Origin of the sequence: Nonomuraea sp. NPDC049158, assembly GCF_040648335.1 — a bacterium.
Classification (GTDB): Bacteria; Actinomycetota; Actinomycetes; order Streptosporangiales; family Streptosporangiaceae; genus Nonomuraea.
Window position 1 is genome coordinate 307,516 of sequence record NZ_JBEZDM010000008.1, and the last position, 12,472, is coordinate 319,987.

The 12,472-nt window shown below is 70.0% G+C and carries 9 protein-coding genes; 6 read left to right on the plus strand and 3 right to left on the minus strand.

Features of this window, described 5'->3' with window-relative positions; genetic code table 11:
• Positions 1–209: 209 nt before the first annotated feature.
• Both AB0B61_RS20395 and AB0B61_RS20400 read right to left on the minus strand, forming a co-directional pair.
• Positions 210–1,349, minus strand: coding sequence for an acyl-CoA dehydrogenase family protein (locus AB0B61_RS20395; RefSeq protein WP_358433812.1), 1,140 nt, complete (start codon positions 1,347–1,349; stop codon positions 210–212).
• 37 nt (positions 1,350–1,386) lie between these two features.
• The gene (locus AB0B61_RS20400; RefSeq protein WP_358433815.1) at positions 1,387–4,968 is read right to left on the minus strand and encodes an indolepyruvate ferredoxin oxidoreductase family protein; all 3,582 of its coding nucleotides are present in this window, start codon (positions 4,966–4,968) and stop codon (positions 1,387–1,389) included.
• Between the two features lie 71 nt (positions 4,969–5,039).
• Between AB0B61_RS20400 and AB0B61_RS20405 the strand changes: the two genes are divergently transcribed.
• Positions 5,040–5,516, plus strand: a complete 477-nt coding sequence (locus AB0B61_RS20405; protein WP_357645884.1) for an Lrp/AsnC family transcriptional regulator — start codon at positions 5,040–5,042, stop codon at positions 5,514–5,516.
• 124 nt (positions 5,517–5,640) lie between these two features.
• Positions 5,641–5,985: an Lsr2 family protein gene (locus AB0B61_RS20410; protein ID WP_214643165.1), complete on the plus strand. Its 345-nt coding sequence runs from the start codon at positions 5,641–5,643 to the stop codon at positions 5,983–5,985.
• A 273-nt stretch (positions 5,986–6,258) separates the two neighbouring features.
• On the opposite strand, the gene AB0B61_RS20415 is transcribed toward AB0B61_RS20410, so the two are convergent.
• The gene (locus AB0B61_RS20415) at positions 6,259–7,248 is read right to left on the minus strand and encodes a LacI family DNA-binding transcriptional regulator (protein ID WP_358433818.1); all 990 of its coding nucleotides are present in this window, start codon (positions 7,246–7,248) and stop codon (positions 6,259–6,261) included.
• Positions 7,249–7,389: 141 nt separating this feature from the next.
• On the opposite strand from AB0B61_RS20415, the gene AB0B61_RS20420 reads away from it, so the two are divergent.
• The 4 genes from AB0B61_RS20420 to AB0B61_RS20435 are packed head-to-tail and all read left to right on the plus strand — an operon-like array spanning position 7,390 to position 12,460.
• Positions 7,390–9,297 (plus strand): beta-L-arabinofuranosidase domain-containing protein, encoded by a 1,908-nt coding sequence (locus AB0B61_RS20420; RefSeq protein WP_358433821.1) that lies wholly within the window; start codon positions 7,390–7,392, stop codon positions 9,295–9,297.
• Positions 9,298–9,309: 12 nt separating this feature from the next.
• Positions 9,310–10,680 carry an extracellular solute-binding protein gene (locus AB0B61_RS20425; protein WP_358433824.1) on the plus strand — a complete coding sequence of 457 codons (1,371 nt, stop codon included), beginning with the start codon at positions 9,310–9,312 and terminating at the stop codon, positions 10,678–10,680.
• Positions 10,680–11,561: a sugar ABC transporter permease gene (locus AB0B61_RS20430; protein ID WP_358433826.1), complete on the plus strand. Its 882-nt coding sequence runs from the start codon at positions 10,680–10,682 to the stop codon at positions 11,559–11,561. The genes AB0B61_RS20425 and AB0B61_RS20430 overlap by 1 nt, the downstream gene beginning before the upstream one ends.
• The gene (locus AB0B61_RS20435) at positions 11,558–12,460 is read left to right on the plus strand and encodes a carbohydrate ABC transporter permease (protein WP_358433829.1); all 903 of its coding nucleotides are present in this window, start codon (positions 11,558–11,560) and stop codon (positions 12,458–12,460) included. Before AB0B61_RS20430 ends, AB0B61_RS20435 begins: the two co-directional genes overlap by 4 nt.
• Positions 12,461–12,472 lie beyond the last annotated feature (12 nt).

Consider the following 12,472-nt stretch of genomic DNA (forward strand, 5'->3'; position numbering starts at 1 on the left):
AGGCCCTACAGGGGTCGGGGCTTTGGCCCGACTGGAAGCAACGCCTGAGCCCTGAAAGCGCGAAGCGCCCCCAAGCGAAGCCCGTTGTGCGCCGAAGGCGCCCCCCAAAAAAAGAACGCCCGGAGCGAAGCGGAGGCCCTTTTGGCGGGGCGGGCATCAGACGGGCAACCACCGAATCGGGTAACGGGTGGGCGCGAGGCAGGTCAGGGTCAGCGGGCCAGGTCGCGGCTGATCACCAGGCGTTGGATCTGGTTCGTGCCCTCGAAGATCTGCATGATTTTGGCCTCGCGCATGTACCGCTCCACCCGAAACTCACGCGTGTACCCATACCCCCCGAACACCTGCACCGCGTCCGTCGTCACCTTCATCGCGGCGTCCGTGGCCACCAGCTTGGCGACGCTGGCCTGTCGCCCGTACGGACGGCCGGCGTCGCGGCGGCGGGCCGCGTCCAGGTATGTGGCGCGGGCGCTGTCCACGGCCGCGGCCATGTCCGCGAGCAGGAAGCCCAGGCCCTGGTGGTCGATGATTTTGCGGCCGAAGGTCTGGCGTTCCTTGGCGTAGGCGACGGAGGCGTCCAGGGCGGCCTGGGCGAGGCCGGTCGCGCAGGCGGCGATGCCGAGGCGGCCGGAGTCGAGGGCGCTGAAGGCGATGGGCAGGCCCTGGCCCTCTTCGCCGAGCAGGCGGTCGGTCTCGATGACGGCGCCGTCCCAGTGCGCGCTGGTGGTGGGGATGGCGTGCAGGCCCATCTTCTCCTCCGGGCGGCCGAAGGTCAGGCCGTCGGCGGCGCCGGGGGCCAGGAAGCAGGAGATGCCGCGGCTGCCCTGGCCCGTGCGGGCGAACAGGGCGTAGAAGTCGGCCTTGCCGCCGTGGGTGATCCACGCCTTGTTGCCGGTGATCCGGTAGCCGTTCTCGACCTTCTCCGCCTTGCAGGTGAGGGCGGCGGCGTCGGATCCGGCCTGGGGTTCGGACAGGCTGTAGCCGCCGACGAGCCGGCCCGCCAGCATGTCGGGCAGCCAGCGTTCGCGCTGCTCGGGCGTGCCGTAGGTGGCCACGGGGAAGCAGGCCAGGGTGTGCACGCTGGTGGCCACCGCGACGGCGGCCCAGCGGGCCGCCAGTTCCTCCAGCACCTGCAGATAGACCTCGTACGGCTGGCCGCCGCCGCCGAACTCCTCCGGGTACGGCAGGCCGAGCAGTCCGGCGGCGCCGAGCGTGGCGAACAGGCCCTCCGGATAGGTCTCGGCGCGCTCGTGCTCATCGACCCGGCTCGCCAGCTCTTTGTCGGCGATGTCCCGGGTGAGGGCGATGAGGTCCTCGGCGTCCTGGGTGGGCAGCAGGCGGTCGACGGTCACGTTCTCTCCAGAGGGCTGGGCAGCAAGCGGTCGACGGTCACGTTCTCTCCAGAGAGCGGGGTCCGGTGGGCTCGCTCAGCTGCGCGAGGGCGGTCCTGGCGCGGTCGCGGAACTCCGCGACCCGCGCGAGCTTGATGTCCTCATACCCGCGAACCGCCTCCGGCAGCGCCGCGATCGCGGCCACGGCGTCGGCGGTCGCCGGGCTCAGCCGGGCGAGAGCGTCACGCATCAGATCACGGTACTCGGTGATGATCGCCCGCTCGACGCGGCGTACTCCTGCGTACCCGAACACGTCGAACGGCGTGCCCCGCAGGAACCTGGCGGCGCGCAGCACGCGGAAGACGACGTTCGCCGAGCGGCGCAGCCTGATCTTGCGCTTCATGCCCAGCGCGCGCAGCAGCGGCGGGTGCAGCAGCACCGACACGGTGGCGTCAGCGCCGTACTCCCGCTCCCGCCTGGCTCGCTCGGCCGGGTCCAGGTGCAGCCGGGCGACCTCGTACTCGTCCTTGTAGGCCATGAGCTTGTGCAGTCCCTTGGCGTAGGCGAGGGCGATCGGCGCGGCGGCCTCCTCCCCCGCGCGGTCGGCGGCGAGCGCGGCCACGCGGCGCACGTCCTCGGCGTACCGGGCGGCGTAGGCCGCGTCGCGGTAGCCGGTCAGGTCGGCGATCCGTGTGGCCAGGGCCTGCTCGAACGTCTCTGCCTGCGGAGCGGGGGTCTCCACGGCGGCCAGCACCGCCAGGCGGTCGATGACGGCGGCCCGGCCCCAGCGGAAGGCCGCGAGGTTCTGCTCGGCCGCGGCCCCGTTGAGCCGGATGGCCCGCTCGACGGCCTCGGCGGACACCGGCACGCAGCCGTGCTGGAACGCGGCGCCCACGAGCAGCATGTTGGCGGGCATGTGGTCGCCGAACAGCGCCTCGGCGAGCCCGTGGGCGTCGAGGTAGAGATTGTCGGCGCCGCGGGTGGCCGACTCGACGCGGGTGATCGCGTCGGCGGGCGAGTCCGGTACGGTGACGCGGCCGGTCACCATCGCGGCGGTCGGCACGACGGCGCTGCTGACCACGGCGACGGTACGCTCCGGCGCGGCGACCGCCAGGTTCGCCTCGGCCGCCGCGCCGAGCAGGTCGAAGCCGATCAGTACGTCGGCGGTGCCGTGCGACGCCTTCGGGGAGCCGGCGATCGGGTGCGGGGAGATACGGACGTCGCTGACGACCGGGCCGCCCTTCTGCGCCAGCCCGGTCTGTTCGAGGCCGGCCGCGTACAGGCCGTCGAGGTGGGCCGCCATCTGCAGGATCTGCGAGACCGTCACGACGCCCGTGCCGCCGATGCCGGGCATCCGCAGCAACACCTCACGGCCGGGGAAGCGGGTGGCCGGCTCGGTGAGTTCCACCGGGACCGATCGTGGTCCGTGCTCTCCCGAGAGCTCCGGGACCGGCCGTGGCCCACGATCCCCCGGGAGTGCCTGGACCGGCCGTGCTCCCCGCTCCCCCGGGAGCTCCGGAGCCGGCCGCGGCCGCTTGGTGCCCGGCTTGACCAGCAGGAACGATGGGCAGTCGCCCTTGAGGCAGCTCAGGTCGGAATTGCAGGACGGCTGGTGGATGCGGGTCTTGCGGCCGTACACGGTCTCGACGGGCTGCACCGACAGGCAGGTCGACACCTCGCCGCAGTCGCCGCAGCCCTCGCAGACCCGCTCGTTGACCACGACCTTCTCCACCGGGACGGGCAGTTTGCCGCGCTTGCGCAGGCGGCGTTCGTCGGCCGCGCACCGGTCGTCGTGGATGAGCACGCTCACCCCGTCGAGCTCGGCCAGCTCCTTCTCGGCCGCCGCCAGCTCGTCGCGGTGCCGTACGGTGGCGATCGGCGCGAGCCGGACGCCCCGGTAGGTCTCCGGTTCGGGGGTGGTGATCACGATCCGGCGGACCCCCTCGGCGGCCAGTGAGCGCGTCAGCGCGGGCACGTCGAGCCGGCCCTCCGCGCGCTGGCCGCCGGTCATGGCGACGGCGTCGTTGTAGAGCAGCTTGTACGTGATCGGCACCCCGGCCGCGACGGCGGCCCGGACGGCCAGCGAGCCGGAGTGGTGGAAGGTGCCGTCGCCGAGGTTCTGCACGAAGTGGCGGTCATCGGTGAAGGGGGCCAGGCCGATCCACTGGGCGCCCTCGCCGCCCATCTGGGTGAGGCCGACCTGGTTGCCGCGTCCGGCGCCGTCCAGGGCGATCATGGCGTGGCAGCCGATGCCGACGCCGACCAGCGTGCTGTCCGACGTGCGGGTGGAGGTGTTGTGCGGGCAGCCCGAGCAGAAGTACGGCGTGCGCGCGGCGACCACCGGCAGCAGGCGGCGCGGCTTCGTCTTCCGGGCGGGGGCCAGGTGAACGGTGGTCCGCGGCAGCGTGTCGGCGAAGGTGGCCAGCGCCTTGGCCACGTCCTCCGCGCCGAGCGTGCCGCGAGCGGTGAGCAACTCGCGCCCGACGACGGCGGGGGTGCGGGCGGCGTCGTACAGCGCCTGCTTCAGCTGCCCCTCCAGGAACGGCACCTTGTCCTCCACCACGAGCACCCGGTCGAGGCCCGCGGTCATGGCGGCCAGGTCGGCGGGCGCCAGCGGGTACGGCATGCCGAGCCGGATCAGCCGCAGCCCCAGGTCCTCGATCGCCGCCTCGTCCAGCCCGAGGTCGGCCAGCGCCCTGCGTACCACCGCGAAGGACGCGCCCGAGGCGACGATGCCCAGGCGGGCGCGCGACGAGCCGGCCACCACCCGGTTCAGGCCGTGCGCGCGGGCGTACTCGCGGGCCACGTCGAGCCGCCGGGTCAGCATGTCGTGCTCGGCGTCCAGCGCGGCCGGACCGACCAGGGCGGCCGGGGTGGGCCGGCTCGGGTGGTCCGGGGCCGGGATGCCGTCACGCAGCGAGCCGAGGTCGACGGTGGCCGACGCGTCCGCCAGGTCCGCGACGATCTTCAGGCCCGTCCACAGGCCGCTGGCGCGCGAGAGGGCGACCGCGTGCAGCCCGAACTCGATGATCTCCGCCACCGAGCCCGGCGCGAGCAGCGGCACGCACAGGCTCTGGCACATCGGCTCGCAGGTGCTCGGCACGGTCGAGGACTTGCTGCCGGGGTCGTCGCCGATCCAGGCCACCGCGCCGCCGAGCGCGGCGGTGCCGGCCAGGTTGCCGTGCCGGATGGCGTCGGCGGCCCGGTCGAGGCCGGGGCTCTTGCCGTACCAGAAGCCGGTCACGCCGTCGTGCCGCCGGCCCGGCAGGCGCTCCAGGAGCTGGGTCCCCGCCACGGCGGTGGCGGCCAGTTCCTCGTTGAGCGCCGGCCGGACGACCACGCCCGCGGGGTCGAGCAGCCGGGCGGCCCGGCCCATCTCCAGGTCGACGCCGGCCAGCGGCGAGCCCGGGTAGCCGGAGACGAACACGCGCGTGTCCAGCCCGCGTTCCTGGTCCAGGCGGCGCTGTTCGAGCGTCAGCCGGACGAGGGCCTGCAGGCCCGACATGAGCACGCGACCGTCCTCAGCCGTGTACTTGTCGTCGAGGGTGACGCTCACGCGGGCCTCCCAGGGGTTCGTGGAGACCCCAGCACAGCAACGTGAGCGGGCATCGCGCAAGTATCGGCCAAGAAGACACGACAAAGACGCAAAACCTTTGCGGCCTGCGCCTCTTTCGCTAGGGTTCTTTCCACCAAAAGCCGAGGAGTGCCCACATGACAGAAATAGATGATATTGATCATCGGCTGTTGCGTCTGCTGCGCGAGGACGGGCGCCGCACCTTCTCCGACATGGCGGGCACGATCGGCCTTTCCGTGGCCGCGGTCAAGCGCCGGGTGGACCGGCTCAAAGAGCTCGGCGTCATCACCGGTTTCAGCGTGCAGATCGACTACGCGAAGCTCGGATGGGGCATCGAGGCGTTCACCGAGCTGCGTTACGCGGGCACGACCCCGGTGAGCGAGATCGTCCGCACGGCGACCGACGTGGCGGAGGTTCAGGCCGTTTTCACCATCGCCGGCGACCCCGACGCGCTGATCCACGTACGGGCCCGCGACCTCGGTCATCTCCAGCAGGTCATCGATCACCTGCGCCGCGCCGGGAACGTCACGGGCACCAAAACGCTGTTGGTGCTGGGCTCGTGGACCCGCGACGCACTGACGCCGCGACCGCCCCGGATAGCGGGAATGAAATAGCTCGCTATGCAATTAGCCGAGCTTTCTTTGTCCTGGCTATCCACCGCCCCAGGGGTGCGCCGGACAACGGCACCATACGCTACAGTACTCATTGTCTTCTCGCCTCTGAATTCGGAGCACCAGCATGGCCAAGCAAATTCAAGAGATCTTCCTTGACGACCTCGACGGATCCGCCTTGTCGTCCGAGAACACAATCAGGTTCGGCCTCGACGGCTTTGCCTACGAGATCGACCTGTCGGATAAGAACGAGGAGAAGTTGCGCAAAGCCCTTGCCCCGTTCCTGGTCAAGGCGCGTCAGGTCCGCAAGGAGCGTGGTGGTAAGGTCCGTCGCGGAGTCGGCTCGGCACGCTCGGTCAGCCGCGACAAGTCCACCGAAATTCGCCAGTGGGCGAAGCAGGCGGGACTACCGGTGAGCGAGCGCGGACGTATCGCCGCGACCATCGTGGAGCAGTACGAGGCGGCGCACTGAGATTGCCGCTCCGGCAATCACCGCGGCGATAATGACCGGCACCTCCTGAATTCGAAATGCGCCCGCCCATCGGCCTTTGGCCGCCGCGACGGCGGGTGCGCGGCGGGAGGATGGCGATCAGAGTCGGCCGGCTGCCTTTAAGGCCGTACGGCCCGCCGGTCCAGGCGAGGGGACCGGTGGCGCAGCCGTTAGCCGACGTTGCCCAGACACTCCAGATTCGCTCCGAATGTCCAATCCGCCTGACCGCTTGACCAAAGCCCCCCAGGCAACCCCTCAGGCGCGGGTCGACTCCCGCAGCACCAGGCTGCACGGCATCCGCCGTACCCCGCCCTGGTGCGGTACGCCGCCGATCACGTCCAGCAGGTGCGTGGCGGCCGCGCGCCCGATCTCCCCGAGGTTCATGTCGACCGTGGTGAGCGGGGGCCGTGAGCCCAGCGCCATCGGCGCCCAGTTGTCGAAGCCCACCAGCGCCACGTCGTCGGGGATGCGCCGGCCACGATCCCTGAGCGTCTCGGCGACCCCTCGGGCGATCTGGTCGCTGCCGCAGAACACCGCGTCGACGTCCGGCTGGGTGCGGAGCAGGATGTCGGCGCCCTGCCGCCCCCACTCCTCCGACCACTCCCCGAACAGCGTCTCGCCCGCCGCCGTCGCCCCCGCCTCCGCCAGAGCGTCGGCGAACCCCGTCGCGCGCGTCCGCGCGGCCAGGAAGCGCTGCGGCCCGGTGATGTGGCCGACCCGCCGCCGCCCGGTGGCCAGCAGATGCCGTACGGCCAGGAGGCTCCCGCCCAGGTCGTCGGGGATCACCGAGAAGTCGGCGGGCTCCGTCGACTGGGTCATGGCGTAGACGACCGGGACGGGCAGGCCGGTGCCGATGCTCGGCCGGGGCTCGGTACGCCGGCCGGTGACGATGATGCCCTCCACCCGCCGGGCCAGCAGGCGCTCGACGTAGTGCTGCTCCCTGATCGGGTCGTCGCGCGTGTCGCACATGAACACCGAGATCTGGCCGGCGCCCAGCGCGTCCTCGGCGCCGAGCATGACCGGGATGCTGAAGCGCCCGAAGCTGTCGCACGTCACCAGGCCGACGGTGAAGGTACGGCCGTGCAGCAGGCCCTGGGCGAGCTTGTTCGGCCGGAACTCCAGGCGCTCGGCGGCGGCGATCACCCGTGCCCTGGTCTCCTCGCGCAGCCGGCCCTGGCCGTTGAGCGCCTTGGACGCCGTGCCGATCGACACTCCGGCGGCCGCGGCCACCTCACGGATGGTCACTGCGCGCTGGGAAAATTCAGACAACCGGTTTCCCTCCCTCGACATCCTGGTCACGGTCCAACTACCCAGAGGGTTGACCAGTGATGTGTAACACCTTACTGTTCGCCAAGGAAAGCCTATTCCCCATGTGCGAGGAGTTCGATGGACCAGGCCTGCGGCCCTGCCGTACCGACCGCAGCATCCAAGGCCGTGCAGCGGCCGCTGGGCATCCACGACGTCGTGATCACGGGTGGTCCGTTCGGGCGGTGGCAGAGCGTCAACCGCGCGGCGAGCATCCCGCTCGGGCTGGAGCAGATGGAAGAGGCGGGCAGCCTGCCCAACCTGCGGCTGGCCGGAGCCGGCGCGGCGGGCGAGGGCGAGTTCCGCGGCTACCGCTTCCAGGACTCCGACCTGTACAAGCAGCTCGAGGCCGTCGCCTGGGAGCACGCCAGGCGCCCGTCGGCGGAGTACCCGGAGTTCGTCGAGCAGGCGGCCGAGGTGCTCAAGCGCGCTCAGCGGCCCGACGGCTACCTCAACTCCCACTACCAGGTCGTCAAACCGGACAAGATCTACGCCGAGCTTGAGTACAGCCACGAGATGTACTGCGCGGGCCACCTGTTCCAGGCCGCCGTCGCCGCCACCCGCGCGGGCACCGGCGCGGAACTGCTCGCGGTCGCCCGGAAGTTCGCCGACCATCTGGCGGAGGTCTTCCTGCGCGGCGGAAACGACGGCATCGACGGGCACGCCGAGGTCGAGACCGCGCTGGTGGAGCTCTACCGGGTCACCGGCGAGCGTTCCTACCTGGACCTGGCCGCGAAGCTGATCGACAACAGGGGCAAGGGGCTCATCCGCGACAGCGGGCTCGGCATCCTGTACGCCCAGGACCACCTGCCGGTCAGGGAGGCGGACACGGCGGTCGGCCACGCGGTGCGCCAGCTGTACCTGGAGGCGGGCATCGTCGACGTCTACCTGGAGACCGGCGACGAGTCGCTGCTGGAGTGCTCGATCCGGCGCTGGGAGGACCTGGTCGCCACCAAGACCCACCTGACCGGGGGCATGGGCAGCCGCCACTCCGACGAGGCGTTCGGCGACCGCTGGGAGCTGCCGCCGGATCGCGCCTACAACGAGAGCTGCGCGGCCATCGCCAGCATCCACTGGAACTGGCGGCTGCTCCTGGCCACCGGCCACGGCCGCTACGCCGACCTGATCGAGCGCACGCTCTACAACGCCTTCGCCGCCTCGACCTCGGCCGACGGCATCCGCTTCTTCTATGTCAACCCGCTCCAGCGCAGGGACGACCACGTCGAAGGAGCCTACGCCGGTCGGCGGCGCGAGTGGTTCGCCTGCGCCTGCTGCCCGCCGAACATCATGCGGCTCATTTCCTCCCTCGGCGGCTACATCGCGACGTCCGCCGCGAACACCCTGCTCGTCCACCAGTACATGCCGGGGACCGTCACCGACGGCGAACTCACGCTGGCCGTCGCCACCGACTACCCCTGGAACGGCCGCGTCACGTTCACCGTGGAGCGCGCGCCCGGCACCCCGTGGTCGCTGGCGCTGCGGGTGCCCGCGTGGAGCGCCTCCACCATGGTGACGGTCGGCGGCGAGTCTGCGGTGGCCGTACCGGACGAGCGCGGCTATGTCGTGCTGACCCGCGAGTGGCGGGCGGGCGACACTGTCGAGCTGGAGCTGGACATGGCGCCCCGGCTCGTCCACCCGCACCGCCGCGTCGACGCCGTCAGGGGCTGCGTCGCCGTGGAGCGCGGGCCGCTCGTTTACTGCTTCGAGCAGGCCGACCAGTCCGAAGGCGTGGACCTTCCGGATCTGGCGCTGCCCGCGGGCGCCGAACTGCGCGTCCTGGACAAGGACGACCTCGACGGCGTCGGGCGCACCGTCCTGATCGAGGTGGACGCCCAAGTCGTTTCTCAGCCGGTGGGCGGCCTGCCGTACACCACCACACCCCCCGGGGAGCTCTCGACCGGCTCCCGCGTGACCGCCACGGCGATCCCCTACTACCAGTGGGACAACCGCGACGGCCGCGGGATGCGGGTCTGGATCCCCCTCGCGTAAAGGAATCACCCCATGAATAGACGTGACCTCTTCAAGATCGGCGGTCTCGCGGCGCTCGGCGCGGCGGCGGCCGCGTGCGGGAGCGGCGCAGGCGGCAGCTCGAGCGGCGCCAAGCAGCTGCAGTTCATGTACTGGGGCTCCACCTTCGAGCAGAAGGCCGTGGAGAAGATGCTCAGGCAGTTCGAGCAGAAGAAGCCGGGCGTCAAGGTCAAGGCGCTGTTCACCCCCGACGAGTACGACGTCAAGCTCAACACCCTGGTGGCCAGCGGCCGGGTGCCGGACGTCGGCTATGTGCCGATGGCGATGTCCTTCCGCTTGGCCGAGCAGGGCAAGCTGGTCGATCTGTTTCCTTACTTGAAGAAATATCCGCAGCTGGCCGGCTATCTGCCGGATGCCTACCTCTGGTACGGCCAGGACAAGCTCCACGGCGTGGCCACGGCGAACGAGGTCGAGCTGCTCTGGTACAGCAAGCAGGCCATCGCCGATGCCGGCATCGCTCCCCCGCCGGCCGACGCCGCCTCCGCCTGGACGTGGGACCAGATGGTGCAGAACGCCTACAAACTCACCATCGACCAGAACGGCAAGCATCCCGACGAGTCAGGCTTCGACCCGAAGCAGATCAAGCAGTTCGGCATCTCCAGCAGCATCACCTACGGCGCGGCCTGGTACGGCTTCCTGCGCGGCAACGGCGGCGACTTCGCCGACGAGGCCGGCAAGCGGTGCCTGCTCGACTCACCCGAGGCGATCAAGGTGTTCCAGAACTTGCAGGATCTCATCTACAAGCACCGGGTCATGCCCGGCCCAGGGCAGCTCGCCGCTACCGGCGACGACGTGCCCGGCACGAACATCCTGCTCAAGACCAAGCGCGTGGCCATGGTGGTCGACGGCCACTGGTCACTGCTCGACATGAACGAGAGCAAGACCGACTTCGGCCTCGGTGTGCTGCCCAAATACGCGGAGCCGTTCACCGCCACCCAGGTGGCGGGCGCGTCGGCGGTGTTCGCCGGGACCAAGCACGTGGAGGAGGCCGTCGAGCTGTTCGCCTTCCACAACGACCCGCGCTACGTCGACCTGTACAAGCAGGGCCTGTGGATGCCGCAGGAGAAGAAGTACTACGAGGACCAGGCGTCCATCGACTCCTGGATCAAGAACGACCAGCACCCGCCGGAGTTCAGGACCGCGGTCGTCGACTTCGCGCGCGACCACGGCGTGCCCGTGTTCGGCAACCGGGTCAAGAACATGTCCGTGATCAGCAGCGACGTGCTCGCCCCCGCCCTGCAGGAGATCGAGTCCGGCAAGCGCCCGGCGGGTGAGATCCTCAAGGCGGTCGCCCCCAAGATCACCGGGATGCTGCAGGGCTGGCAGCACACGCAGGCGCTCTGATGCGCAGGTTCGAGACGCGGTGGGGCATCCTCATGGCGTTGCCGGCCATCCTCGGGTTCGCCATCTTCACGCTCGGCCCGATGATCGCCTCGTTCTTCTTCAGCCTGACCGACTGGCAGATCGGCGGCAGCCCGTCGTTCGTCGGCCTGGACAACTACTCCAGGATGGCCAACGACGAGCTGTTCTGGAAGTCGCTGAGCGCCACGACGTACTACACGCTCGGCGCGGTGCCGCTCACGCTGATCGTCAGCTTCGCGGTCGCGATGCTGCTCAACCAGAAGGCGCGCGGCCTGTCGCTCTGGCGGACGATCTTCTATCTGCCGACGCTGGTCCCGGCGATCGCCAACGTGGTGCTCTGGATCTGGATCTTCAATCCGGACTTCGGGCTGCTCAACTCGCTGCTGCGCCAGGCCGGGCTGCCGACCTCGCAGTGGGTCTACAGCGAGGAGATGGCGATCCCGTCGCTGATCATCATGAGCACCTGGGGCTTCGGCAACACCATGGTGATCTTCCTGGCCGGGCTGCAGGGCGTGCCGCGTCACCTGTACGAGGCGGTGTCGATCGACGGGGGCGGCCCGTTGCGCCGCTTCTGGCACGTGACGCTGCCGATGATGACGCCCACCATCTTCTACAACCTGGTGGTCGGCGTGGTCGGCACCTTCCAGGTGTTCAACCAGGCGTACGTGATGACCGAGGGCGGGCCCAACCACGCCACGCTCTTCTACGTCTACTACCTCTTCCGCAAGGCCTTCACCGAGAGCGAGATGGGCTACGCCAGCGCGCTCGCCTGGGTGCTTTTCATGATCATCATGGTGGTGACGTTCCTGATGTTCCGCAACGCCCGCCGCTGGGTCTACTACGAGATGGCAGGTGCCCGATGACCACGCTGGCGGCGCGGGAGAGGACCCGCGCGAAGGGCGTGGCGCCGACCCAGGGCCTGCGGCGGCCGCGCAGGTACGGCAGGGCGCTGCTGTACGTGGCGCTGGCCGCGGGCGCGATCCCGACGCTGCTGCCGTTCGTCTGGCTGGTGCGCAGCGCGCTGATGACCGACAGCCAGATGTTCGTCGCGCCGCCGGAGTGGATCCCGCGCCCGTTCCAGTGGTCGAACTTCGGCGAGGCGCTCACCGCCCAGCCGTTCGGCCTCTACCTTCTCAACACGGTGATCATCGCGGTGATCTGCGTGCTCGGCACGGTGTTCACCTGCTCGGTGGCCGCCTTCAGCTTCTCCCGGCTGCGGTGGAAGGGGCGCGACGTCGTCTTCGCGCTGCTGTTGACCGGCGTCATGCTGCCGTACGCGGTGACGATCATCCCGACCTTCGTCATGTGGCAGGAGCTGGGCGCGCTGAACACCTTCGTCCCGCTCACCGTGCCCGCCTGGTTCGCCGGGGCGGGCGGCGGGGTGTTCAACGTGTTCCTGCTGCGGCAGTTCTTCCTGACGATCCCCTTCGAGCTCGACGAGGCCGCCTACATCGACGGGGCGTCGCCGTGGCGGGTGTACTGGACGATCGTCATGCCGCTGTCCAAGCCGGCCATCATCGTGGTCACCATCTTCACCTTCATCGGCACCTGGAACGACTTCCTCGGCCCGCTGCTCTACCTGCAGGACGAGGAGAAGTACACGCTCTCGCTCGGGCTGGCCTCGTTCCAGAGCGTCTTCATCACGCAGTGGGGCTACCTGATGGCGGCCTCGGCGGCCGTCATCGTGCCCATCGTGGCCCTGTTCTTCTTCCTCCAGCGCTACTTCATCGAGGGAGTCACGCTCACCGGCATCAAGAACTGAGAGGTGTCACAT